The sequence below is a fragment of the Citrobacter sp. wls827 genome, from assembly GCF_005280875.1.
Taxonomy (GTDB): Bacteria; Pseudomonadota; Gammaproteobacteria; order Enterobacterales; family Enterobacteriaceae; genus Citrobacter; species Citrobacter youngae.
Genome location: NZ_SZWR01000001.1, coordinates 270,211 through 296,343 on the forward strand (window position 1 = coordinate 270,211; position 26,133 = coordinate 296,343).

23 protein-coding genes are annotated in these 26,133 nt (G+C 53.4%); 16 read left to right on the plus strand and 7 right to left on the minus strand.

The genetic code is table 11. From position 1 onward, the window contains the following. The 3 genes from entF to fes all read right to left on the minus strand — a co-directional run. On the minus strand, positions 1–3,877 hold a 3,877-nt coding region (gene entF / locus FDX03_RS01290; RefSeq protein ID WP_137345454.1), incomplete at its 3' end, for an enterobactin non-ribosomal peptide synthetase EntF. After that, positions 3,874–4,092: an MbtH family protein gene (locus FDX03_RS01295; protein WP_061067489.1), complete on the minus strand. Its 219-nt coding sequence runs from the start codon at positions 4,090–4,092 to the stop codon at positions 3,874–3,876. The genes FDX03_RS01295 and entF, both read right to left, overlap by 4 nt. A 30-nt stretch (positions 4,093–4,122) precedes the next feature. Next, entirely contained in the window at positions 4,123–5,340 is a 1,218-nt protein-coding gene (fes, locus tag FDX03_RS01300; protein ID WP_137345370.1) for an enterochelin esterase, read from the minus strand. A 252-nt stretch (positions 5,341–5,592) separates the two neighbouring features. Between fes and FDX03_RS01305 the strand changes: the two genes are divergently transcribed. The 6 genes from FDX03_RS01305 (at position 5,593) to FDX03_RS01330 (ending at position 12,892) form a co-directional block, all read left to right on the plus strand. Beyond that, the gene (locus FDX03_RS01305) at positions 5,593–7,884 is read left to right on the plus strand and encodes a TonB-dependent siderophore receptor (protein ID WP_061067488.1); all 2,292 of its coding nucleotides are present in this window, start codon (positions 5,593–5,595) and stop codon (positions 7,882–7,884) included. Between the two features lie 50 nt (positions 7,885–7,934). Then, positions 7,935–8,597, plus strand: a complete 663-nt coding sequence (entD, locus tag FDX03_RS01310; protein WP_061067487.1) for an enterobactin synthase subunit EntD — start codon at positions 7,935–7,937, stop codon at positions 8,595–8,597. Between the two features lie 117 nt (positions 8,598–8,714). Then, on the plus strand, positions 8,715–9,656 hold the full coding sequence (locus tag FDX03_RS01315; RefSeq protein ID WP_048212337.1) for a D-ribose ABC transporter substrate-binding protein: 942 nt from the start codon (positions 8,715–8,717) through the stop codon (positions 9,654–9,656). Positions 9,657–9,667: 11 nt separating this feature from the next. After that, positions 9,668–10,276: a DUF2291 family protein gene (locus FDX03_RS01320; protein WP_048212338.1), complete on the plus strand. Its 609-nt coding sequence runs from the start codon at positions 9,668–9,670 to the stop codon at positions 10,274–10,276. Then, positions 10,276–11,802, plus strand: a complete 1,527-nt coding sequence (locus FDX03_RS01325) for a sugar ABC transporter ATP-binding protein (protein WP_170971279.1) — start codon at positions 10,276–10,278, stop codon at positions 11,800–11,802. The genes FDX03_RS01320 and FDX03_RS01325 overlap by 1 nt, the downstream gene beginning before the upstream one ends. Position 11,803: 1 nt before the next feature. Continuing rightward, entirely contained in the window at positions 11,804–12,892 is a 1,089-nt protein-coding gene (locus FDX03_RS01330) for an ABC transporter permease (protein ID WP_048212339.1), read from the plus strand. 127 nt (positions 12,893–13,019) lie between these two features. Here FDX03_RS01330 and FDX03_RS01335 read toward each other — a convergent pair whose 3' ends face one another. After that, complete coding sequence (locus FDX03_RS01335) at positions 13,020–13,970, minus strand: sugar-binding transcriptional regulator (RefSeq protein WP_115600791.1); 951 nt, start codon at positions 13,968–13,970, stop codon at positions 13,020–13,022. 316 nt (positions 13,971–14,286) lie between these two features. Between FDX03_RS01335 and FDX03_RS01340 the strand changes: the two genes are divergently transcribed. From FDX03_RS01340 to FDX03_RS01355, 4 genes are read left to right on the plus strand one after another with little or no spacing between them, the layout of a single operon-like run. Further along, positions 14,287–15,117, plus strand: coding sequence for a transketolase (locus FDX03_RS01340; protein WP_061067485.1), 831 nt, complete (start codon positions 14,287–14,289; stop codon positions 15,115–15,117). Beyond that, a complete protein-coding gene (locus FDX03_RS01345; protein ID WP_048212342.1) occupies positions 15,110–16,057 on the plus strand; it encodes a transketolase C-terminal domain-containing protein in 948 nt (315 codons plus the stop codon). The genes FDX03_RS01340 and FDX03_RS01345 overlap by 8 nt, the downstream gene beginning before the upstream one ends. A 34-nt stretch (positions 16,058–16,091) precedes the next feature. Continuing rightward, complete coding sequence (locus tag FDX03_RS01350) at positions 16,092–17,510, plus strand: L-fucose/L-arabinose isomerase family protein (protein ID WP_048212343.1); 1,419 nt, start codon at positions 16,092–16,094, stop codon at positions 17,508–17,510. 32 nt (positions 17,511–17,542) lie between these two features. Next, complete coding sequence (locus tag FDX03_RS01355; RefSeq protein ID WP_137345371.1) at positions 17,543–19,051, plus strand: FGGY-family carbohydrate kinase; 1,509 nt, start codon at positions 17,543–17,545, stop codon at positions 19,049–19,051. Positions 19,052–19,130: 79 nt separating this feature from the next. Here FDX03_RS01355 and FDX03_RS01360 read toward each other — a convergent pair whose 3' ends face one another. After that, a complete protein-coding gene (locus FDX03_RS01360; RefSeq protein WP_115600793.1) occupies positions 19,131–19,835 on the minus strand; it encodes a GNAT family protein in 705 nt (234 codons plus the stop codon). A gap of 144 nt (positions 19,836–19,979) precedes the next feature. Between FDX03_RS01360 and FDX03_RS01365 the strand changes: the two genes are divergently transcribed. Both FDX03_RS01365 and FDX03_RS01370 read left to right on the plus strand, forming a co-directional pair. Then, on the plus strand, positions 19,980–21,098 hold the full coding sequence (locus FDX03_RS01365) for a YbdK family carboxylate-amine ligase (protein ID WP_048212346.1): 1,119 nt from the start codon (positions 19,980–19,982) through the stop codon (positions 21,096–21,098). A 66-nt stretch (positions 21,099–21,164) separates the two neighbouring features. Then, a complete protein-coding gene (locus FDX03_RS01370; RefSeq protein WP_137345372.1) occupies positions 21,165–21,413 on the plus strand; it encodes a DUF1158 family protein in 249 nt (82 codons plus the stop codon). 22 nt (positions 21,414–21,435) lie between these two features. Here FDX03_RS01370 and FDX03_RS01375 read toward each other — a convergent pair whose 3' ends face one another. Together FDX03_RS01375 and FDX03_RS01380 are read right to left on the minus strand one after the other, a co-directional pair. Continuing rightward, positions 21,436–21,777 carry a RamA family antibiotic efflux transcriptional regulator gene (locus FDX03_RS01375; RefSeq protein WP_005122005.1) on the minus strand — a complete coding sequence of 114 codons (342 nt, stop codon included), beginning with the start codon at positions 21,775–21,777 and terminating at the stop codon, positions 21,436–21,438. 17 nt (positions 21,778–21,794) lie between these two features. Then, the gene (locus FDX03_RS01380) at positions 21,795–22,907 is read right to left on the minus strand and encodes an MBL fold metallo-hydrolase (RefSeq protein WP_048212347.1); all 1,113 of its coding nucleotides are present in this window, start codon (positions 22,905–22,907) and stop codon (positions 21,795–21,797) included. Between the two features lie 191 nt (positions 22,908–23,098). On the opposite strand from FDX03_RS01380, the gene FDX03_RS01385 reads away from it, so the two are divergent. From FDX03_RS01385 to FDX03_RS01400, 4 genes are all read left to right on the plus strand, one after another. Continuing rightward, a complete protein-coding gene (locus tag FDX03_RS01385) occupies positions 23,099–23,680 on the plus strand; it encodes a TetR/AcrR family transcriptional regulator (protein ID WP_048212348.1) in 582 nt (193 codons plus the stop codon). Beyond that, positions 23,680–24,048: an MmcQ/YjbR family DNA-binding protein gene (locus tag FDX03_RS01390; protein WP_137345373.1), complete on the plus strand. Its 369-nt coding sequence runs from the start codon at positions 23,680–23,682 to the stop codon at positions 24,046–24,048. The genes FDX03_RS01385 and FDX03_RS01390 overlap by 1 nt, the downstream gene beginning before the upstream one ends. Before the next feature lie 119 nt (positions 24,049–24,167). Beyond that, positions 24,168–24,821 (plus strand): oxygen-insensitive NAD(P)H nitroreductase, encoded by a 654-nt coding sequence (gene nfsB / locus FDX03_RS01395; RefSeq protein ID WP_061067479.1) that lies wholly within the window; start codon positions 24,168–24,170, stop codon positions 24,819–24,821. Between the two features lie 64 nt (positions 24,822–24,885). Continuing rightward, entirely contained in the window at positions 24,886–26,130 is a 1,245-nt protein-coding gene (locus FDX03_RS01400) for a mechanosensitive ion channel family protein (RefSeq protein ID WP_061067478.1), read from the plus strand. Positions 26,131–26,133 lie beyond the last annotated feature (3 nt).

Genomic DNA, 26,133 nt, shown 5'->3' on the forward strand with positions numbered 1-26,133 from the left:
TGAGCAAGTCACGCATGACTGGCCCAATCTTCTCGAAAGCCATTGGCGTAATGATATCAACGTGCGCGCAGTCCTGGCGATAAATATCCAGACTGGAAATCCACGGCGACCAACTGCGTTCCGGGCTGACTCCTGGCGGTAACGTGCGTTCAGCAACAAACAGCGTCGCGTGTCCCGCAAAAGGTACGCTATGTGCCGTACTCAGCAGTCGAACCGCATCGGCGTAGTTACCTTCAATGGCGCTAAACAATGCGTCGGATGCATTGCCCTGCTGAGCAGTCAGAAACGCCTCCCGCTCACGATCAATTTCCGCCAACACTTCCGGGTCGAGTCCATTGGCCTCTTTTTCCGACCAATTTTGCGTTTCCGGCGGCCAGGTATCCAGCAGGCCGAGAAACGCGACCGTTTCTCCACGCGCGTGTAATCGGGCAGCAATGCCCTGCGCCAGCGTACCGCCCAACGAGTACCCAATCAGATAATAAGGTCCATGAGGTTGCTGACGAAGTAACGTTGCCAGGTGCTGTTCGCACACCGCATCCAGGTTTTCTGCTGTCTGCATCGGGCCATCCGGTCGCGGTGACTGGATACCCATAATCGACCACTGTGGAGGAAGATAGCGTGACAACACGCTAAACTGCCAGGCGAAACCCGATGCCGGATGGAAGCAGAACAACACAGGACCATCGCTTTCACGCAGCGGCAGCAGCGTTTCAAATCCCAGCCGTTGCGACTGCTCGTCATCATTGCTATCCAGCAATGCGCTGAGCTGTTCGACGGTCGAGGCCACCATAATCTGCCCAGGCGTTACCTGGCGCGCAAAAATGCGGCTCAACTGCGCGGCCAGCTTCATCGCCAGCAGCGAATGCCCGCCAAGCGCAAAGAAATCCGCTTCAACATCATTGACCTCGCAGCCCAGCAAGGCCGTGAACGCCTGAGCAATCGTGGTTTCAGTCCCTGCTCGCGGCGCCCGCCCTTCCTGACGTGACGTCAGTTGTGGCATTGGTAACGCTTTACGATCCAGCTTGCCGTTGGCGCTGAGCGGGAGCTCCGCCAGTTGCAGCAGCACTGTCGGTACCATATGTGCAGGCAGGGTTGCGCGCAGACTCTCGCGCAATGCCGAAATATCCAGCGGTAAACCCGATTGTGACACCAGATAGCCCACTAACTGGCGCGCATCGCCGCCTGTCGCTACCGCCTGATTGAATACGCAGGCATGGGCAACAGCATGCTCCACATCTGGTAGTTGCTGCATCACCCGATCAATCTCGCCCAGTTCAATACGCTGCCCACGAATTTTTAGCTGGTCATCACTGCGCCCAAGATATTCCACCGCACCATTTTCCAGCCAGCGCGCCACGTCTCCGGTACGATACATACGTTCGCCTGGGCTAAAGGGATCGGCAACAAAACGGCTCGCCGTCAGATCCGGACGCCCCAGATAACCTTGCGCCAGTTGGATCCCTGTCAGGTACAGGTCACCGGCGACACCAATGGGCACTGGACGCATCATGGCATCGAGGATCCGCAAACCGGTGTTCCAGACCGGATAGCCGATGGGTACGCTGTTGCCGGTTACGGCAGCGAGCTCCTCACCCCAGGCTGGATACCAGCTTACATCTACCGCCACCTCGGTTGGCCCATACAAATTGTGCAGCGGCGCGTGGGTCAGTTGCTCCCATTCGCGGCACAATTCTGCCGGCAGCGCTTCACCGCTACAAAACACCTGTTTCAACGTGGAGCAGCTTTCCCGCGCCGTTTCTGGCGTCAGTGAGCTCACAAATGCCGCCAGCATCGACGGTACAAAGTGCGTTGTCGTCACCCCAAACGTCGCGAAGAACTGTTGCATCGCCAGCGGGTCACGATGTGCCTCTGGTTCAGCCATCACCAGTTTTGCGCCGGCAATGAAAGGCCAGAAAAATTCCCAGACCGAAACATCAAAACTGCATGGCGTTTTTTGCGCCACCACATCGTCGGCCGTCAGCGGATAGTGATTCTGCATCCATAGCAGACGGTTAACGATTGCGGTTTGCCCCACCATCACTCCTTTTGGTCTGCCCGTCGATCCGGAAGTGAAGATGATATAGGCCGTATGATTCGGTCGCGATAAAGCGAATGGTGTGTCATCTTGCTCTGGCAGCGGAGCGGTGTAGCACAGGCTTTCCAGCCCAGGGATACCGCTAAAACGAATCCGTTGTTCATCAGTGGTGATAAGCAACGTAGGTTTGGCGTCTTCCAGCATCATCCGCAGACGATCGTCCGGATATCCGGTATCCAGCGGTAACCAGGCTGCGCCCGCTTCGACGATGCCGTGCAGCGCCAGCGTCAGGAAAACGGAGCGCGGTAAGGCAACCGCCACGCTGTCCCCCGGGCGCACACCGCGTTCGCGCAGCAGTTTTGCCAGTGCCACCACCTGCTGACGCATTTCGCGATAGCTAAACTGATAGCGGGCATCGGCCAGCGCCGGGGCATCCGGTGTTTTATCGGCCTGTTGCGCCACCAGCGCGCTCAGCGTAGTGGACGGGATCTCCACGCTCGTGTCGTTAATCTTCGCCAGCCGCTCATGTTCTGTCGGTAACAACATTTCGGCGTCGCCGCAGCATAGCGATGGATTGTCGGCAAACTGCTCGATAAGCGCGATTAAACGCGAAGCATGCTGCGCCAACGTAGCGGCGTCATATCGCTGCTTATTCGCCAGAATTTCAATGCTCAGCCCACCGTTTTCATCCGGGAACAGCGCCAGCTCCAGATCGTTCACCGGTCCTGTCGCCAGCGTATGGGTGTGCGCCTGTACGCCGGGAATATTCAGCTGATAATCGAATATTTTCACGTTCAGTACCGGGCCAAACAGTGGCTCAGCCCCGGCCGCACGCCCGCTGTCACGGACAATTTGTTCGGCATCATAGCGCTGATGTCGGCGCATTTTCTTCATCTGCCCGGCCAGCCGTTGCGCAAGCGCAGGGAGACTTTCTGCTGCATCAAGTCTCACGCCAAAGGGCAGGACATTTAACACCGGTCCGGTAGCGGTAAGCGCAGCTGATCCCATACGGCGCATAAAGATAAACCCGGCAGCATAGTCCATTCGGCTGCATAAACGACCGAGCCACAATGCAACCAGCGCCAGCGCCAGATCCGCACGCTGAACATCTGGCATACGTGACGCAAGCTGGCGGAATGAACCTTCAGGTGCAGTTAACTTCATGCGAATAATATCCGCGCTGGCTGAGCGACCTGGCAGCGGTTTGTTCGACAATGAAGCCGGCGGCGGCAGTTGTTGGCGTTGCTCAGCCCAGAATGCGCTATCACGTTGCCAGGCATCGCTTTGACGATACTGTTGATACTCTTCCACGACCTCGGCAAACGGCGTAAATGGCGAGGCTGGCGTGGATTCACCGCGCAGCCACGCTGTGTAAATTGCAGCAATCTGGCGAGTAATAGCCGGGAAACTAAAGCCATCAACCAGTAAGTGATGATAGCGCTGATACCAGTACCAGCGTTTATCTCCCACCTGAATGAGCAGATGGAAGACCAGCGGCTTGCCACCGTCAGCGCGCAGATCCTGTTGCAGATCCGCCCGCATCAATGCACGTGCCGCCTCGTGCGGACTGGATTCATTGCGTAAATCGAGAATGTCAGGTTCAGCAAAGGTGAGCGTAGGATCAACCCATTGCCAGATTTCACCGTTATCCTCAGTGAACTGCATCCGCAGGGTATCCGCATGCTCCAGACCGGCCACGACTGCCTTTGCCAGCAGTGGTGCATTCAGTTCACCGGTTAATTCGACATAGTGTGCAACGCTCCACGCCGAGGGCAATGTGGAGAGCTTTTCTGCCATCCAGATCCCCGGCTGGGCTGCAACTAAAGGTAAGCGCTGAGTCATTGCGCCTCCTGTACATCGACATAGTTCGCTGGCGTCAGCGTGGTCCAGTTCGCATCCAGCCATTGCTGGCAGACTTCCTGCGACTGCGGTTCGCACACAACCGTCCAGCCAGCAGGAAGTGAGCACTGCTGAGGCCAAAGGCTGAATTGACGTTGTGGGTTTTGCAGAATGTAAAACTGTCCCTGCGGGTTATCGAAGGGGTTACTGAATTCCATACTCAACTCCTGTCGTGGAACATCGTCCGGTTAAAGCGTGTCGGTGAGCGGTTGCCAGAGCGTCATCAGCCCTTGCATTAAGCCGCCGCGCCAGCAAAGCGCATCATGACCACCCTCAACCTGACGCCAGAAAATAGACTGTGGTGCAGAGGGAAATTGGGCGAATAGCGCCTGATTAGCACGAAAAATAATCGGCTCGCGGGTCCCGGCTTCCAGCACAATACGTAGACCCTGAACGCTTACCGTTCCGGCCTTCAGTTGTTCAATAATCACGCCATCCTGATGACCACCGCGATGCGGCCACCAATAAGATCCGGACTGACTGAGTACGCAGCCAAACCGTTCCGGCCAGTTCAGTCCAGCATACAGCGAAGCCAAACCGCCAAAACTTTGCCCGGCAACCACCGTACGCTGCGGGTCATCGGTGAATGGCGTCGTGGTTTTGACCAGCGGCAATAATTCCTGCTGAACTGCCAGCCAAAAATCAGCGTTACACGGCAACTCATGGCTGCGATGCGGCGTATCAATGGCATCAATCAGGAGATATACCGCGGGAGGAAGCTGGCCACGATGAGTGAGTGAGGTCAGCGCCGGCCAGACAGGCAGACTCTGTGCCCAAAATTGTCCGTCCAGCAGAATAGCCAGGGGACGTTCTTGCGGGTTGGCTTCACCGGTGGTGAAAACCCACACCCGGCGCGTATTACCCAACCGATCGCTGTGCCATTGCAGGCATACTGCGGGCAAGTCGGGATTTTCAGGGCGATCCCATCCTGGCTGTACGGGAGCATCTGGCATCTCCAGCGCGGACACCGCATGCCCCCGGCCCCCTTTCCAGCTTTGAGTATTGAGAGGATCCGCAATAGCCTGTGGCAGCAGTTGTCGCCAGCCTTCGCGTAGCACAGTGCGATCGGGTGTTTCACCCGGTGCCAGCGTAGCAAAAATATCGTTCCGTTCTGTTGGAATAAAACAGTAACTGCCGCGCCAGTTGGCGCTGAGAGAAACACACCAGCACCAAACATTTGTTCCATCAATGCGTTGCATCGACTGAGGGGTAGCGTTTTGATGATGATCGGTGACGCCGGTGATATAGACCCACACGCGACGAATGGCGGACTCTTTTTCCGTTCCCTGCGGGTCACGCCACCAGAACGTTACCCGATAATTTCCGTTGTCTTCACGCTCCCACTCCGGGCCTTTTTTCGACTGCCACCACGCCTCGCTTCCCATCATTAACGTCGTCACCGCCATAACCCCATGTTTATTGTGAAATTTTATATCTGAGCGTGAAATATATTGATAATATTATTGATAACTATTTGCATTTGCAATAGCGTATTGACGCGCTGTGGGAAGCGCGCACAGTTTTTCACCACTTATAAACCGACCTGGCGCTGCGTACTTTTTCTGGAACGGAGGGGTTTACGCAGATGCGGGCGACATCAGGCCTGGTGCCCAAAACGGCACACGGGTACTCGTGGCTAAAAGAAAGCAGGACATACAATGAACAACAAGATTCATTCACTGGCCTTATTGGTCAATTTAGGGATTTACGGGGTAGCCCTGCCCGCGATGGCAGAAGATAAAACCGATAGCGCCGCCGTCTCTCATGAAGACACCATCGTCGTCACCGCCGCTCAGCAGAACCTGCAGGCTCCAGGCGTTTCGACCATCACCGCAGATGAAATCCGTAAGAACCCTCCGGCTCGCGACGTGTCGGAAATCATCCGTACCATGCCAGGCGTTAACCTGACCGGTAACTCAACCAGCGGTCAACGTGGCAACAACCGTCAGATAGACATTCGCGGCATGGGCCCGGAAAACACCCTGATTTTGATCGACGGCAAGCCGGTCACCAGCCGCAACTCTGTGCGTCAGGGCTGGCGCGGCGAGCGTGATACCCGTGGTGATACCGCCTGGGTGCCGCCAGAAATGATCGAGCGTATTGAAGTGCTGCGCGGCCCAGCCGCGGCACGCTACGGTAACGGTGCTGCGGGTGGCGTGGTGAATATCATCACCAAAAAAGGCAGCAGTGAATGGCACGGCTCCTGGGATACCTATTTCAATGCCCCGGAACACAAAGACGAAGGTTCGACCAAACGCACCAACTTTAGCCTGAACGGCCCAATGGGCGGAGATTTCAGCTTCCGTCTGTACGGTAATCTCGATAAAACCCAGGCCGACGCATGGGACATCAACCAGGGTCATCAGTCAGAACGTACCGGCACATATTCAAATACCTTACCCGCCGGTCGTGAAGGGGTGATCAACAAAGACATCAACGGTATTGTGCGTTGGGATTTTGCCCCACTTCAGTCACTTGAACTGGAAGCGGGTTATAGCCGCCAGGGCAACCTGTACGCGGGCGACACGCAAAATACCAACACTAACCAGTTGGTGAAAGATAACTACGGTAAAGAAACTAACCGTCTGTACCGTCAGAACTACTCGCTGACCTGGAACGGCGGCTGGGATAATGGTGTCACCACCAGCAACTGGGTGCAGTACGAACATACGCGGAACTCTCGCACGCCGGAAGGTCTGGCCGGTGGAACAGAGGGGATCTTCGACCCGACTGCTTCACAAAAATATGTCGATGCCGACCTGAATGACGTCATGCTGCACAGTGAGATCAGCATTCCGTTGGATCTACTGGTCAATCAAAACCTGACGCTGGGTACTGAATGGAACCAGCAGCGCATGAAGGACATGCTGTCTAACTCGCAGACCTTTATGGGCGGTAATATTCCAGGCTACAGCAGCACCGATCGCAGCCCATATTCGAAAGCCGAGATCTTCTCTTTGTTTGCCGAAAACAACATGGAGCTGACCGACAGCACCATGCTGACACCGGGTCTGCGTTTCGACCACCACAGCATTGTGGGCGACAACTGGAGCCCGTCGTTGAACCTGTCTCAAGGTTTGGGCGACGACTTTACGCTGAAAATGGGTATCGCGCGCGCCTATAAAGCACCAAGCCTGTACCAACTCAACCCGAATTACATTCTGTACAGTAAAGGCCAGGGCTGCTATGCCACCGGTTCTGCCAGCGGTATTGGCTGCTACATGATGGGTAACGATGACCTGAAAGCTGAAACCAGCATCAACAAAGAGATTGGTCTCGAGTTCAAACGTGACGGCTGGCTGGCTGGCGTCACCTGGTTCCGCAACGATTACCGAAACAAGATTGAAGCGGGTACGGTACCGTTTGACAGAACCTCTATCAGCAAGAAAAACGCAACAACGGGCAAAACTACAACAACCTACACCGATATCTATCAGTGGGAAAACATTCCTAAAGCGGTGGTAGAAGGCCTGGAAGGAACGTTGAACGTGCCGGTTAGCGAAACCGTTACCTGGACCAACAACATCACCTACATGCTGCAAAGCAAGAATAAAGAGACTGGCGAACGTCTGTCGATTATTCCTGAGTACACGCTGAACTCAACATTGAGCTGGCAGGCGCGTGAAGATCTGTCACTGCAATCCACCTTTACCTGGTACGGCAAACAGCAGCCGAAGAAATACGATTACCAGGGTAAACCGGTAACCGGCAGCTCGGCACAAGAAGTGAGTCCGTACAGCATCGTCGGCCTGAGCGCGACCTGGGACGTGACCAAAAACGTCAGCCTGACCGGCGGCGTGGATAACGTCTTTGACAAACGTCTGTGGCGTGAAGGCAATGCCCAGACCACTGGCGATATCGTTACCGGTAATTATATGGCGGGCGCTGGCGCGTACACCTATAACGAACCGGGTCGTACGTGGTTCATGAGCGTGAATACACACTTCTGATAGCGTTGTTCCCTCTCCTCCCGGTGGGGAGAGGGAAACGATACAAAATCATGCGTACAACACACACATCGTTGCCTTTCGCAGACTATTCGCTGCAGATCATCGAATTTGATCCCAACAGCTTTCACGAGCACGATCTGCTCTGGCTCCCTCACCATGCCCAGCTAACCGCTGGCGCACGTAAACGTAAAGCAGAGCACCTGGCAGGACGTATCGCCGCAATACATGCTTTACGTGAATACGGTATCAAAACGGTGCCCGGCATCGGCGAGCAGCGACAACCGCTGTGGCCACATGGCCTCTTTGGCAGTATCAGTCATAGCGCGACAACGGCACTGGCTGTCGTCTCACGCCACCCCGTCGGACTGGATATTGAGGCTATTTTTTCGCCGCAGGTCGCAGCTGAGCTGGCTGACAGCATTATAGACAACACTGAGAGAAAGGTTTTGCTTCATGCGTCACTCCCCTTTCCACTTGCCTTAACCCTGGCCTTCAGCGCCAAAGAGAGTCTGTATAAGGCATTCTCCACCCAGGCAAGCGGGTTACCTGGTTTCGCCAGCGCAAAAATTACCGCCCTCACGACTCAGCATATAACCCTGCAAATTATGCCATCATTTTCGGCAAACCTCGGCAATCAGGACGTCAACGTGCGTTGGTTTCAGCGTGGTAACAACATCATTACGCTGTGCCCGGCCTCGCCATCAGGATCGTGATCCTTTTCTCCTTTTAAGAAATTAGCTGCGCAAATCGTAGACAGTTCGATTATCTCGATTTATCGTTAATTTGAATAATAAATCATATTTGAATAAATATTCAAAGTGGAGAAAAAGATGAACAAGACCCTGGTTAAATCCGTATTACTGGCCTCGATCCTGACCGCCTCGGGTTCGCTGTATGCTGCTGACAACGGATTGATTGCGATTATTACCCCTTCCCACGACAACCCGTTCTTTAAAGCCGAGGCCGACGGCGCGGTTGCCAAAGCAAAAGCGCTGGGATACACGACGCTGGTTGCCTCTCATGATGATGACGTCAATAAACAAAACCAGCTGATTGAAACCGCCATTGCCCGTAAAGCGAAAGCAATCATTCTCGATAATGCGGGTGCGGATGCCACCGTGGGTCCGCTGGAAAAAGCCAAAGCAGCAGGCGTGCCTGCCTTTCTGATCGATCGCGAAATCAATAAAACCGGCATCGCCGTCGCACAAATCGTGTCGAATAATTATCAAGGCGCACAGCTCGGTGCGGAGACGTTCGCCAAACTGCTGGACGGAAAAGGGAAGTACGTTGAACTACTGGGGCGTCAGTCCGACACCAACGCTCATGTACGCTCGCAGGGATATCACGATGTACTCGACGATTACCCGGACATGAAAATGGTGGCCCAACAAACAGCAAACTGGAGCCAAACCGAAGCCTTTACCCGCATGGAATCCATTCTGCAAACCAACCCGGATATCGTAGGGGTGATCTCAGGGAATGACACTATGGCGCTGGGTGCCGAGGCCGCACTGAAGGCTGCCGGGAAAAATAATGTCATCGTGGTCGGTTTTGATGGTAGCGACTACACCCGCGATTCAATCATCAATAAAAGCAATATCAAAGCGACCGTGCTGCAACCCGGCTGGCAACAGGCACAAATGGCGGTTGAGCAGGCAGATTATTACCTGAAAAACGGCAAAGCCCAGAAAGAGGAAAAACAGCTTATGGATTGCGTGCTGATTGATGAAACCAATGCCAGCAAGCTGAACTCGTTTAATTTGAGCCACTAAACGGAGGCACTATGTCGTTAACACAATGGGGTGCCGCACTGGTTGGGTGCGCCGCCCTGTTGCTGACGGCCTGCACGGTAGTTGACCTCGACGAAAACGGCAAACCCATCATCCCGGCCGATCCACAGGCCAAAGCCAGTTTCGACAACCAAACTCCCGATCAGATCGCGCAACAAACCTGGCAATCCCGTGTTCTGGAGGCGGCGCAGCAACATGCTCTGGATGCTTCAGCGCTGACCACTCGCCTGAAGGCCCCCTCACCCGCTCCCGAAAGCGTGTTTGTACGCCTGACCAGCACGATTGATAGCATCGACACCACCAATGGGCGTGAACGCACCATCGTGGTGAAGGTCAATGACATGCCCGTCACAGTCCAGATTGGTCCGGTAATGCGCGGCAATGCTATTCGTGATGCCAGCGGTTTCAAGTTCGAAGATTTTACTAATCAGGTTCAGTTTGCCCAACTTTCACGGGCCTATAACCGCGAAGCGGCAAAACACTTATCCGCCGTAGACACGAGTTGGCAAGGGAAGACTGCGACAGTGCTGTTCGCCGTGACGTTGAATGCTGGAAAAGCGGAAAACGCGGCAGCGCTGACGCTTGAACAGGAGACTCATTAATGCGCAATACCTCAGCTGATGACATCATCCTGCGCACCCATGCTATTTCCATGTTGTTTCCTGGTACGATTGCGCTGGACAGCGTGGATTATCAGGTCTGGCGCGGCAAAGTGAACGTGATTATTGGTGAAAACGGCGCGGGAAAATCCACACTGATGAAGATCCTCGCGGGTGTTCAGCAGCCCAGCAGCGGCGAGATGTCGCTTAATGGAAATCCCGTGCGCTTCGCCAATACCCGGGACGCAGCGGCACACGGAATTGGCATGGTGCATCAGGAACTAAACCTGTTTGAGAACCTCACCGTCGCGGAAAATATTTTCCTCGGTCGGGAAATTCAAACGGGCATGGCTCCCATTGATGAGGCCGAACAGGAAAAACGTACCGCCGAACTGTTAACCCGACTCGATCAGCCAATATCACCACGCGATCTGGTTGGCAATCTCAAAGTGGGACAGCAACAACTGGTCGAAATCGCGAAGGCCCTGGCTGAAGATGCGGATATCCTGATCCTTGACGAACCCACCTCAGCGCTCAGTAAAACTGAAGTCGAGATCCTGTTCCGTGTCATTCGTGAACTGACCCGCCAGGGGGTGTCAATTATCTACATTTCCCATCGTCTCGAAGAATTGATGTCGATTGGCGATGTGATCACCATTTTACGCGATGGTAAATTTCAGGCCGAAGCCAGGGTGAGCGAGATCGATGTGCCATGGATTGTGCGCGAGATGTTGGGCAGCGATCCGGTGAGCAACTTTCTCGAACCTGGCCGCACGTTTGGCGCCCCGGTTCTGGAAGCGGAACATATTACCTGCGTCAATACTGCGGGCAACGCGGTCGTCAATGATGTCACCTTTAACGTTCACGCGGGTGAAATTGTCGGTATCTATGGGCTGATGGGAGCCGGACGAACTGAATTGTTCGAGTGCTTGTTAGGTACTGAGCGCAACTATCTCGGCAAACTGTGGCTCGACAGCAAACCGGTCCCGCAACGCTTAACGACCGCCGATCGCATCCGTATGGGGATGAGTCTGGTGCCAGAAGACCGCAAACGCACGGGGATTTTCCCTATTTCATCCGTTGCCACCAATCTGACCATTGCCAGCCTGTGGCGCCGTTTGCAGCGCGGCTTTGCCATTGCCCGTAAAGATGAAGAGGCGGTAGTCGCCAGCACAATTGGTAATCTGTCGATAAAAGTCTCCTCACCCGATGTGGAAATTCAGGCGCTGAGCGGCGGTAATCAGCAAAAAGTGGTGATTGGTCGCTCTCTGCTCACCAATCCCAAAATTCTATTTCTTGACGAACCGACACGTGGCATCGACGTCGGGGCAAAAGCCGATGTGTTCCGCATGATGGTCCAACTTTCACAGCAGGGGATTGCTGTGGTCTTCTCCACCTCGGATTTAAAAGAAATTATGGCGGTTTCTGACCGCATTCTGGTGATGTCCGGCGGCAAGCTAACGGCCGATATCGCCCGCGATCGTGCCGAAGAGTCGGCGCTGGTAACCGCAAGTGCTCAGGGGTTCTGACATGAAAACACTACAATCTGCTGTCGTCGCGCCTCGCTCCACAGTCGCTTTCTCACGGGAAAATATCCTGCTGTTGATCCTAAAATTACGCACCTTTATTGCACTGTTTTTGATAGTCGGCTTTTTTGCTTTTACCGTACCGGGATTCCTTTCTGGCGGCAGTATGGTCATTATGATCAAGCACATTGCCATTAACGCATTTCTGGCACTGGGGATCACGTTTGTCATTATTACCGCCGGGATTGATCTCTCGATTGGCGCGACGCTGGGGCTGTGCGGCATGATTGCCGGATGGCTTATCACCAAAGGTATTGTATTACCGATGTTCGGCATAGCAATTTTTCCCAGTGTCTGGGTAATTGTACCTGTCGTTCTGTTGATTGGTGGACTGATTGGCGCGACGAATGGCTGGATCATCACCCGGTATAACGTTGCGCCGTTTATTTGTACGCTTGGCACCATGTACGTTTTGCGCGGCGCGGCAATGCTGACCTCCGATGGGCAAACCTTCCCAGGGCTTTCCGGTAATCCTCAGCTCGGTAATACCGGTTTTGATGAGATTGGTGCTGGAACGTTGTTTGGCATTCCGTGGGCCATCTGGATGATGATAGCGCTGGCCCTGGTCATTGCTTACGTCGCCCGTCGCCTGCCTTTTGGTCGCCACGTGTACGCCATCGGCGATAACGAACGCGCTGCTGAGCTGTCAGGAGTAAAAGTAAAACAGGTGAAAATCTGGGTCTATACCCTGTCAGGACTGTGTGCCGCCATTGCCGGTATTGTGGTCTCAGCGCAACTTTCCGCCAGCCATCCGGCGAACGGTACGGCATTTGAGATGAACGCCATTGCCGCCGTTGTACTTGGTGGTACGTCGCTGGCGGGTGGGCGGGGCACGATTTTAGGGACATTAATTGGTGCCTTCGTCATCGGTTTTTTGGCCGATGGTCTGGTCATGATGGGGGTCAGCGAATTCTGGCAGATGGTGATTAAAGGCATCGTGATTATTGTCGCAGTCATCATCGACCAGATGCAAAATCGCATGCAGCAAAAAGCCGCCGTGGTCGCGCAAAAAGCAGCGATGGAAACGCAGTAGCCCTCAAGGTGCTGTGCTTATCAGGCCTACGTCGCGTATGACAGTAGGCCTGATAAACTACGCTTAACAAAACGCTGATGACTATAACCAGCCCCTGGGGCTGGTTATAACTGAACTCGCCGCGACATCACCCTTTTACCAGACTACGCGCTGTCGGGTAGTCTGTGATCAGTACGTCAATATAATTTCCCTGCAGTGCGCCGCGAATCGCATTCTGTTTTTCCACTCCGCCCGCCAGCGCAATCACATGGTTGCAGTCGCGGATCTGCGAAAGCTCCATGCCGATGACCGGATCTTCCTCATGGCTAAGTACCGGATTTCCCGCTGCATCGTAATAATGCAGACAGATATCCCCGACCGCGCCGCGTTCGGCCAGCAGTCGCAACATTTCTTCGTTGTAGTAGTTGCCTGAGTTTTTCAGCAGTTGAGAAGGCTCGAGTTCACCAATGCCGACAATCGCCACATCCACTTCGGCAAACTTTTCAACCACAGCAGCAACGTCCGGGCTGTTAACCAACCGCGTACGTTCCTCCACCGAATGTTCAATGCTTTGTGAAGGCAGTAGCCAGGCCGGACAGCCAAGATGCGCCGCCAACTGCTGGGTAAGAATCGTGGCCTGCACGTTGCCGTTCGGCCCTACGCCCCCCAGCAACTGAATGACGCCCGCTGCACGGATATTTTGCGGGTGCATCTCATCAACCATGCAACGAATGGTGCTACTCCAGGAGGAAATCCCAACCAGGTCCTCGGCACGCAGGCGGGTTTCAACATAGTGTGCCGCCGCGCTGCCAATAGCATGTTTGATTTGCGTACTGCTGGGGTTATCTCCAACATCAACGACAATCGCCTGGCGAATACCAAACTGCTCTTCAATGGCTTTTTCCAGCTCCACAAAGATATTGGTCGGCTGTACGACGGTGATTTTCACCAGCCCTTCTTTCTGGCAACGCGTCAACGCACGGGAGACAAAGGACTGCGACAAGTGCAGCAGCGTAGCGATCTCAGACTGTTTTTTATTTTCGGCATAGTAGAGTGTGGCTATCTTAACCAGCAACCGCTGTTCATCCTGCTTTGACATGGCATTCCCCCTGGTAAACTACCTGTTATTTTTATTCATACCTGAATAGATAACAAGCCATCTGCACCTTTCCTGTTAACTCGTTAGTGTGATCCTTTTCTCTTTTCTCCAAAATTTGGTGGCATAAGCCGTAGACAAACTGCCAGACAAGGCATATCTTCAATAATGAATAATAAATCAGTAGTGAATATTTATTCTAACCAATAACGACAGACTGTTTTATCTGCAGATTACGCAGTGAATAGAGAGACAGTTGCACTACTGCACCCGTACGGAATATTTATTCAACTAAGATTAAACATTCAAGAGGTGTCTTATGAATCCGTTTTTGCTCTCAATACCAGAGCTAGAAAAGAAAGCACGTGCCGTGCGTCGCCGCATAATCGTGTTGAATGCTGAAAGCCCGGCTGGCGGGCACACTGGCGCTGACCTGTCGCAGGTTGAACTGCTGACAGCACTCTATTTTCGCATCCTGAACTGCTCTGTGGCGCTTAAAGAGAGCGACGAGCGTGATATCTACATCCAGTCGAAAGGTCATGCCGTGGGGGGGTACTACTGTGTACTGGCAGAAGCGGGGTTTATTCCGGTGGACTGGCTGGCGACCTACCAACACGCCGATTCGCATCTGCCAGGCCATCCGGTAAAACATAAAACACCAGGAATCGAACTGAACACAGGGGCTCTTGGCCACGGCCTACCGGTTGCAGTAGGGATTGCGTTGGCAGCTAAACGTAGCAATAGCAAGCGCCGGGTATTTGTCGTCACCGGTGACGGAGAACTGGCCGAAGGCAGTAACTGGGAAGCGGCCCTGGTCGCCGCCCACTATAAACTCGATAACCTCATTATTATCAACGATAAAAATAACCTCCAACTCGCCGGAGCAACCAAAGAGATCATGAACACCGATCCGCTGGATGAAAAATGGCGTGCCTTCGGCATGCAGGTTACAGAGTGCCGTGGGAACGATATGAATGATGTGGTGCGCACGCTGGAAGGATTAACACCCGAAGGCAAACCGCACGTTGTCATTGCACACACCACCAAAGGGGCCGGGATCTCCTTTATTCAGGGCCGCCCGGAATGGCATCACCGTGTGCCAAAAGGAGAAGAAATTGAACTGGCGCTGGAGGAACTGAAAGATGCGTAATAGCGAACACCTCGCCACCGTGATGGTGAACACGTTAATTGCCGCAGTCAAACGCGGGATGGATGTTGTACCCGTCGTGGCCGACTCAACATCAACAGCTAAAATCGCCCCATTTATGCAGGAATTTCCCGGCCGTCTGGTCAACGTAGGTATTGCCGAACAGACGCTGGTCGGCGCCGCTGCTGGTCTGGCGTTGGGCGGTAAAATCGCCGTCACCTGTAACGCCGCGCCCTTCCTGATTTCACGGGCTAATGAGCAAATTAAAGTCGACATTTGCTACAACAATACCAACGTGAAGTTGATTGGTCTGAACGCGGGGGCCAGCTACGGCCCGCTCGCCAGTACGCACCACAGCATTGATGACATTTCCGTGCTGCGAGGCTTTGGCAATATTGAGATTTACGCCCCATCCTGTCCAGTGGAATGCCGACAAATTATCGACTATGCCTTAAGCCACGTTGGTCCGGTTTATATTCGCCTTGATGGCAAAGCCTTGCCCGAATTGCACGACGAAAACTACCGCTTCGCCCCGGGGAATATCGATATTCTGCGGGAAGGAAAAGATGTTGCGCTGGTCGCGATGGGCTCAACCGTGCATGAAATTGTCGAGGCTGCCACACAGCTGGAACAGGCTGGTATTGATGCCAGCGTAATCAGTGTACCGTCAATTCGCCCCTGCAATACCCAACAGTTGCTGGCGGCATTAGCCCACTGCAAGGCTGTGGTCAGCGTAGAAGAACATAACGTGAATGGTGGCGTGGGTAGTCTGGTGGCTGAAGTGCTGGCAGAAGCAGGCAGTGCGATTCCACTGCGTAGATTAGGCATTGGCGATGGCCAATATGCCATCGCCGCCGATCGTGCGGCAACACGCGCGCGCCACGAAATTGACGCAGCGGGCGTCGTGAAAAACGCCACCGCGCTGTTACAGGCAACACGATAAAACAATAATAACAGAACACTTACTGGAGAAAGCTATGTCCCGAATTCCTCAACAACTGACCATGGCTGTCATCATTGGCAATCGGGGATTTTTCCCGAGCTATCTGGTTGCTGAAGCCCGCGAACAGGCCAGCGCACTCTTTGACCGGCTGGGCATTAAAACCATTATGCTCGACGATACGCAGACCGAGCTCGGTGGGGTTGAAACCCGTCAGGATGCGAAAATTTGTGCTGAATTATTCCGCACACACCGCGATGACATTCACGGTGTGGTGGTACTGTTGCCTAACTTTGGCGACGAAAAAGCGATAGCGGAAACGCTGCGTCTTTCTGGTTTAAATGTGCCGGTGCTGGTACAGGCGCAGGAGGACAATCTTGATAAAATGGGACTGGCCACCCGCCGTGACAGCTTCTGCGGCAAGATCTCCCTGTGCAATAACCTGCGCCAGTACGGTATACCGTTTACGCTGACCACTCAGCATGTCTGCGATCTGTCAGGCGAAGTGTTTGAACAGGATCTGAAACGCTTCGAACAAATCTGCCGGGTTGTTACCAGCATGCGCGGTGTACGCGTCGGCGCAATCGGTGCACGTCCGGCCGGGTTTAATACCGTCCGCTACAGCGAAAAATTACTCGAAAGGCTGGGGATCGCCGTGGAAACACTGGACCTGTCTGAAGTCTTTACCCGCATCAAACGACTGCGCGACGACGATATTCGCGTGGATGAGAAGCGACGTCTGTTGCTGGATAACGCCGACGCCAGCACCATTCCAACTGACAAACTGGTCACAATGGCAAAACTGTTTGTCGTTATCAGCGAATGGGTTGTTGCCAACGATATTGATACGACAGCCATCCAGTGCTGGACCTCGCTGCAGGAAAATTTGGGTATCAATGTTTGTTCGATCATGAGCGTAATGTCCGGGCAGTTAATGCCCAGCGCCTGCGAAGTGGACGTGATGGGTGCATTGTCAATGTACGCGCTCGCCAGCAGTAATTTAAGCCCTGCATCGATTGCTGACTGGAATAATAATTTCGGCGACGATCGTGATAAATGTGTCCTGTTTCACTGCGGTAACTTCGCATCAGCCAGTCTGGATAACCCGAAGATGGGCACGGCAGATATTATCGGCACCACGGTGGGAAAAGAAAACACCTGTGGTGCGGTACATGGACGCATGAAAAGCGGTGCGCTGACCTACTTCCGCCTGAGCACCGACGATTTAACCGGTGAAATCAAAGCCTACGTCGGGGAAGGGCAATCGGTTGACGATCCACTGGACACTGTTGGCTGCCGCGCGGTAATTCAGGTGCCTCATCTGGAGGATCTACTGTCCTGGATCTGTCGCAACGGCTTTGAGCATCACGTGGCCATGAACCATTCCGCCAGCGCCGAGGTGCTGCATGAAGCCTTCACCCGCTATCTCGGGGTGGACACCTTTTTCCATCGCTAATACTCAGGGAATCAGAGGGGCTGGAGAAAACAATGTCAGCACAAAAAGACATTATTGTTGCGCTCGATGAAGGCACCACCAATGCCAAAGCCGTCGCGCTGGATAGCCAGGGAAATGTGGTCGCGAAATTCTCCCGGGCGTTGGCGATCCACACGCCCCGCGAAGGCTGGGTTGAACAGTCGGGCGATGCGCTGCTGGAAGCATCGCTGGCTGTGGTGGCACAAGCCATTGCTGCCGTTGGCGCACATCGCGTCGCCGCGCTGGCGATCAGCAATCAACGTGAAACGGCGATCGGCTGGTATCGTACCAGCGGACGCCCCATCGGCCCTGCCATCACCTGGCAGTGTTCGCGGACGGCCGATTTTTGTCGTGCATTACGTGAACAGGGCCGAGAGGCACACATAAAATCCGCCACCGGATTACCCGTCGCCCCGCTCTTTTCTGCCTCTAAAATGCGCTGGCTACTGGAGTCTGTTCCCAACGGTATGGCGCTCGCACAGCAAGCCGAAATATGTCTCGGAACCATCGATAGCTGGTTATTGTGGAACCTGACACACGGCCAGTCATTTCGTTGCGACATCTCGAACGCTTCGCGTACGCAATTGCTCAATCTGAACAGTGGCCAATGGGATAGCGAGATGCTGGCGCTGTTTGGTATCCCACGACAGGCACTGCCTGAAATTTGTCCTTCCAGCTACCCTTTTGGCGTCACACAAGGCCTGGCGACGATACCTGATGGCATCCCTATTCTGGCGATGATCGGCGACTCTCATGCCGCGCTGTTTGCTCATGGACTGGGGACCGAAGGCTGTGTCAAAGCCACCTATGGCACCGGATCTTCCGTTATGGCTCCTGTATTCACGACACAGTCTGCGGTGAACGCGTTGGCAACGACCATCGCCTGGCATGATGGTGATACCCTGGTCTACGGTCTGGAGGGCAATATTCCGCATACCGGGGACGCCGTCGCATGGATGGCCGATAGCACAGGTCTTAGCGAATTACCGGACGCGCAATTGCTGCACGAGCTCAATACACTGCCTGCTACGGTTGACTCGACACTGGGCGTCTATTTTGTTCCGGCACTGACCGGACTGGGCGCCCCCTGGTGGGATGAAGATGCCAGAGGATTGATTCACGGTCTTAGCCGCGGAGTAAAGCGCGCACATCTGGTACGTGCAGCACTAGAGTCCATTACCTATCAGATTGCCGATGTTGTATCCGCGATGCGCCAGCACAAAGGCTTTCAACTCAGTGCGTTAATGGTTGACGGTGGACCAACAAAAAATGACTGGCTGATGCAGTATCAGGCTGATTTGCTGGGCTGTCCGGTCATGCGCAGCGATATCCCTGAACTTTCCGCGATAGGTGCAGGACTGCTGGCACGCAAGAACCTGCTGGGTATAGCAACCAGCCAGTTACACGACTACCTGCCCGATCACGTGTCGTTCCAGCCCGATATGGTACGCCATGGAAGACTGCAAAAACGCTGGCATGAATGGCAAAGCGCCGTCGAACGTACCCGCTGGCAAACCCGTTAGTGAATCAGCACCCATAATAAATGCGCCCATGCCATGACTGTACTGACTGCGGGCGCATCGTTAATTTTTCTGAAGCGTACTATTGCTGCCGACATGCCGCCAGTGACTGGCGCTGCAGCCCTTTTTCATCAAAGTTATCCGCTGCCAGCCAACGCTGCAAAACAGCGTCACACTGTGACCACTCATCGTCAATCATTGATAGCCAGTCGCTGTCGCGATTACGGCCCTTGCGCACCATCTTTTGGCGAAAGCGCCCTTCATGGATAAACCCTAAACGCTCCGCCGCACGTCGGGATGCGATGTTCAGGGAATCACATTTCCACTCCACGCGGCGATAGCCCAGCGCAAACGCCTGGCGCAGCAACAGCCAGACGGTTTCAGTACCCAGCACCGTATTCTTCATTCGTGGCGACCAGGTCACATGGCCTATCTCGACCGAGCCATTTACAAGGTCGATCGCCATAAATGAGACTAACCCCACGGCGCGCCCGGATTGTAAATCAATCACCGCATAGGGAACCAAAGTGGCATCCGTTGATTTGCCCGTGACCCAGCGCACGGCCTCCTCTACGCTCGCAGGACGCGTGCTGGCAAGCCAGGTCCAGTCACGTTCGTCAGGTGCCTGCGCGTAGGCGTCAAACAAATCGGCGGCATGGCGGTCAGCATTCAGGGGCTCCAGACGGCAATATTGTCCGATAAGCACACTCCGTGGCAGCGCAGTTGCGCCATTCCAGTCCGGTAGGGCATCACCCACCGTTTGCCCATACAGATTTATCTCTGGCACTGTTCACCCCCTGTTATGCAAGCAAAAACCACGTTATAGCACCCGCCATTTCACCTTCAAAGCGCTGGCCAGGGATTTTTCACGCAGCACAGAAAATCGCCGCCCCTTCTATACTGATTAGAAATCAACGCTCAGGAGAACACGATGTCACTACCCGATTTTCATGTCTCAGACCCCTTTACGTTAGGTATTGAACTGGAAATGCAGGTAATCAATCCTCCGGGCTACGATCTGAGTCAGGACGCGTCCAGGTTGATTGACGCCGTGAAGTCAGAACTCACTGTCGGCGAGGTGAAGCACGATATCACCGAAAGTATGCTGGAAATGGCGACCGGGGTGTGTTGCGATGTTGACCAGGCGGCCGCGCAGTTTTCCACCATACAACACCTTGTTTTGCGCGCAGCCCAAACGCTTCACCTCGAAATCTGCGGTGGTGGTACGCACCCATTTCAGACATGGCAGCGTCAGGAAGTGTGTGATGACGAACGCTATCGGCGGAACCTGGAGAACTTCGGCTACCTTATTCAGCAGGCAACGGTTTTCGGTCAGCATGTTCATATCGGTTGTGCCAACGGTGACGATGCGATTTACCTGCTGCACGGCCTGTCACGATTTGTCCCCCACTTTATTGCGCTCTCTGCGGCCTCCCCCTATATGCAGGCTGCCGATACACGCTTTGCCTGCGCACGGCTGAACATTTTCTCCGGATTTCCCGATAATGGCCCGATGCCGTGGGTAAGCAACTGGCAGGAATTTACCAGGCTCTTTCGCCGACTGGCGTATACCAGCATGATTGACAGCATTAAAGATTTGCACTGGGACATCCGCCCCAGTCCGCATTTTGGCACGGTAGAGGTACGGGTGATGGACACCCCGTTGACCCTTGAGCACGCCCTCAACATAGCCGGGCTAATTCAGGCTACCGCCCACTGGTTACTCACCGAACGGCCATTCAGGCATCAGGAAAATGATTATCTGTTGTACAAGTTCAACCGTTTTCAGGCCTGTCGTTTTGGTATGGAAGGAATTCTCACCGACGTGAATACCGGGGATCACCACTGCCTGGCGGATGACACGCTACGCTTACTGAACACTGTCGCTGCGTCGGCTGAAAAAGTAGGGGCAGCGAGTGCCGTTCACACCTTACATCAGCAGGTGAAAAAGGGTCACAATGAGGTGCGGCACATGCGTGATTTTGTGGCAAACGGTGGCTCGCTGAGTGGACTGGTGAAAAAACACTGTGAGATCTGGGCGGGGCATTAAGCGTGACGTTTGCGTTAACCAACGAGATCCCGGACAATGGCTTTTTAACTCAAGTTTAACAATGCCATGAAACACCCGCTTGAATCACTGATTACCGCCGCCGGGATACTGCTGTTGGCTCTGCTTTCCTGCCTGCTGCTGCCCGCCCCTTCGCTTGGCCTGGTGTTGGCGCAAAAGTTAGTCACAACCTTTCATTTAATGGATCTTAATCAGTTTTATACTTTGTTGTTTTGTCTGTGGTTCTTGCTTCTCGGGGTGATTGAATATTTTGTACTGCGCTTCATCTGGCGGCGTTGGTTCTCGCTGGCAGAATAGACCCGCGAGAACCCGTATACCGTTAATGCGTGCGGCTGTGATTTTCTTTACGATACGCCCCAGGCGGCTGGCTAAACGTACGGGTAAAAATACGCGTGAAAGTCTGCTGCGAATCGAAGCCATACTTCAAACAGATATCGTAAACTTTTTGGTCGGTATCGCGCAGATCGCGTGCCGCTAATAATAGCTTACGTTCACGAATATAACGCCCGAGGCTCTCGCCTTTGTACTGCAAAAAAAGGCGTTGCAGATGCCATTTTGAATACCCCGCATGGCGCGCAATATCATCAATGCGCAAGGGTTGGTTCAAATTATCATCAATCCATTCAACAATCGTATCAATTACCTGAGCAGAAATCGTCATCATGCTCTCCCCTCTGTTCATTGCGTTGCCTGCTGCCACCAGGCCGTAAACTGTTGGTCCGGTTCGGACAGTGCTACCGGCTCACCCAGCATCGGCGTCAGCAATCGGTAATGTTGGCGGCGACTGGCAAGTGCCAGTCTTTTGTAGGGATCATCCCAGGTGTGTTTTGCCAGAACGAAGCGACCCGCATGTCCGGGTAATACCGCTTTCGCGTGGAGATCGGCCGCGGCCTGGGCGGTTTCTTCCGGCATCATATGAATGAACTTCCAGTCCGGGTCATACTGACCATTTTCCATGATTGCCAAATCGACCTTGCCAAACTGCTCGCCAATCGCTTTAAAATGCGGCCCGTAGCCGGAGTCACCGCTGTAGTAAACGTTCTGTTCCGGCGTTTCAAACATGAAACTGGCCCACAGCGTTTGGTTACGTTTAATCCCCCGGCCAGAAAAATGGCGGGCCGGCAGGACATGGACGATCAGCGAGTCCGTCACTTTGACGGATTGATTCCAGTCACGTTCCTCAATAATCTCGCTGTTCATTCCCCAGTAACGCAGGTGCGATCCCACGCCAAGTGGCGTAATCACGCGCTTAATCTTCGGCATCAGGGCCTTGATGGTGGCAAGATCCAGATGGTCATAATGATCATGCGAGATAATAAGAAGATCGATCTCCGGCATCGTCTGCGCGGTCCACGGATACTCACCAGCAAAAGCTTTATTCAGGAATGAAAACGGTGCGGCATAATTGCTCAACACCGGATCAATAAGAATACGCTGGCCCGCCAACTGTAAATACCACGAGGAATGTCCCAGCCAGACAAGGGTATCCTGCTCTGGCGATAAACTGGCGAGATCGGTCGCAACCAGTGGTAACGGCTGCGCGGGTCGCGCGTTTTCTCGCTTCGCGATCAGAAACTCCCACCAGGCCGCCAGCATACCTTTGTTGCCGGTATAGCCCGGGGTCGGGACCTGATTATGAAACTGTCCATCACGATAGTGTGGCGACTGTTCAACCTGACTCAGTTGTGCTCCTTGCGGCGCCTGACCAAATCCGGCATTGAGGACAAACGGTAAACTTGCTGCTGCGGCAATGAGCATAATAACAACCACACAAACTGTGAGACGCTTCATATCCTGACCTTAAACGCGCCCCCTTTCCGCTGGGTTGCGCGACTGACTCTTGATTATGAGTGAGTAAGCACTCATTATAGAAATCGAAAGTTTGTCGTCAAGATGATTTTCAATCTTTGACATTCGCCGTTGCGGTGCTGCAAAGGCCGTGATTCAATCCTATTTTTTTACAGACTTAGGGGTAAAGTGTAGTGGCTCGTCCGAAGAGTGAAGACAAAAAACAGGCATTACTGGAAGCTGCAACCGCAGCATTTGCACAATCAGGCATTGCGGCCTCTACCGCCGTAATTGCCCGCAATGCAGGTGTCGCAGAGGGAACATTGTTTCGCTATTTCGCAACAAAAGATGATCTGATCAACGAGCTTTACCTCCATTTAAAGCAAGACCTCTGCCAGTCAATGATGGCAAATCTGGATCGCTCAGTGACCGATGCCAAAACCATGACTCACTACATCTGGAACAGCTACATCAGTTGGGGTCTGGACCATACTTGTGGACATCGCACTATCCGCCAACTGGCCGTCAGCGAAAAGATCAGCAAAGAAACCGAACAGCAGGCTGATGATATGTTCCCGGAACTGCGCGATTTATGTCATCGTTCCGTTCGCCCTGAATTTATGTCTGACGAATATCGTGCCTTCGGTGATGGGCTTTTTCTTTCACTGGCAGAAACAACCATGGAATTTGCCGCCCGCGATCCTGCCCGCGCGAATGAATATATTTCGATGGGGTTTGAGGCCATGTGGCGCGCACTGACCCGCGAGGAAAAATAATGGACGGCCAAACGCTGCATGCTTGTGCTAAACGTATTGCGCTCGAACTGCCTTTTACTGAGCAATGCTGGCCGTTCGGCCCGGAATACGATGTCTTCAAAGTCGGCGGTAAGATTTTTATGATTGTCTCAGAGCAGCGCGGTCATCCGTTGGTTAATTTGAAATCAGACCCACAAAAATCACTGCTGAATCAGCAGATTTACCGCAGTATCGAACCGGGCTATCACATGAATAAAAAGCACTGGATATCCGTCTACCCCGGCGATGATATTAGCGAGTCATTACTGACTGACCTGGTGAACGACTCATGGCATCGGGTGGTAGACGGCCTGCCTAAGCGGGATCAAAAACGCCTGCGGCCTGGCTGATTTATCGTTAGCGTCGATAAGTGTTTTTGCATTTTTCGGTCTTATCATTTTCCCGCTAACCCTGTACCCTGCTGAAACAAAACGTACCCGCAGGGTATAAAAAACCACCAGGAGTAGTTATGGATATTGTTTCTGTCGCCTTAAAACGTTACTCCACTAAGGCATTCGATCCGACTAAAAAACTGACCGCTGAGCAGGCCGAAAAATTAAAAACGCTGCTGCAGTTTAGTCCGTCCAGTACCAACTCTCAGCCATGGCACTTTATCGTTGCCAGCACTGACGAAGGAAAAGCGCGGGTGGCCAAGTCCGCAGCCGGCGGCTTCGTGTTCAACGAACGTAAAATGCTGGATGCTTCCCACGTCGTGGTGTTCTGCGCCAAAACGGCGATGGACGATGCGTGGCTGGAGCGCGTGGTGGATCAAGAAGAGCGCGATGGACGCTTCGCCACCCCTGAAGCCAAAGCCGCAAACCACAAAGGTCGTACCTTCTTTGCTGATATGCATCGCAAAGAACTGAAAGATGACAACCACTGGATGGCAAAACAGGTGTACCTGAACGTCGGTAACTTCCTGCTGGGCGTTGCAGCAATGGGTCTGGATGCAGTGCCGATTGAAGGCTTTGATGCGGCAGTGATGGATGCAGAGTTTGGTCTGAAAGAAAAAGGTTACACCAGCGTTGTCGTGGTCCCGGTGGGTCATCACAGCGTAGAAGACTTCAACGCCGCCCTGCCAAAATCACGTCTGCCGCAAGAAACGACGCTGACAGAAGTCTGATCCCCACATTTGCATAAGCTCCACACAGCGGTCATCATAGACCGCTGTTTATTAAGGAGACATTATGCAGGAATTGATATCTCAGGTAGAAGAACTCGGCATTGAAATAAATCACACCACCTCGCTGGTGATGATTTTTGGCATTATTTTTATCACCGCCATTATTGTTCACGTTATTTTGCACTGGGTGGTATTACGCGCATTTGAAAAACGTGCCAGCACCAGTTCCCGTCTGTGGTTGCAAATTATCACGCAGAACAAATTATTCCACCGTCTGGCGTTTACGCTACAAGGTATCATCGTCAATATACAGGCCACACTCTGGCTACAAAAAGGCAGTGAAGCGGCAGATATATTAGTGACTTGCGCACAGCTGTGGATCATGATGTACGCCCTGCTGTCCCTGTTTTCTCTGCTGGACGTTATTCTCAACCTGTCGCAAAAACTCCCTGCCGCATCCCAGTTACCCTTGAAAGGTATATTTCAGGGTATCAAACTGATTGCCGCCATCCTCGTCGGGATCCTGATGATTTCCCTGCTGATAGGCCAATCGCCGGCAATACTGATAAGCGGTCTGGGTGCCATGGCAGCCGTATTAATGCTGGTGTTTAAAGACCCGATTCTCGGTCTGGTGGCCGGAATACAGCTTTCAGCCAACGATATGCTCAAGCTTGGTGACTGGCTGGAAATGCCGAAATACGGCGCAGATGGTGCGGTTATTGATATTGGCTTAACCACCGTAAAAGTGCGCAACTGGGATAATACCATCACCACGATCCCCACCTGGTCGCTGGTATCAGACTCGTTTAAAAACTGGAGCGGGATGTCGGCTTCCGGTGGTCGGAGGATTAAACGCAGCATCAGCATCGATGCCACCAGCATTCATTTTCTTGATGAAGATGAACGCCAGCGATTGCATAAAGCGCATCTGCTGAAACCGTATTTGACCACGCGTCACCAGGAAATCAGCGAGTGGAACCAGCAATTAGATGCGCCTGAGTCCGTATTGAATCATCGCCAGATGACCAATATCGGCACCTTCCGCGCTTATCTGAACGAATATTTACGCCACCACCCGCGTATTCGCAAAGATATGACATTAATGGTGCGCCAACTTGCACCAGATGACCACGGTTTACCGATTGAAATTTATGCGTTTACCAATACGGTGGTGTGGCTGGAATATGAAAGTATTCAGGCTGATATCTTCGACCATATTTTTGCCGTCGTCGAAGAGTTTGGTTTACGCATTCATCAATCCCCTACCGGAAATGATATTCGCGCCCTGGCAGGTGTCTTTCAGCGTTAATCG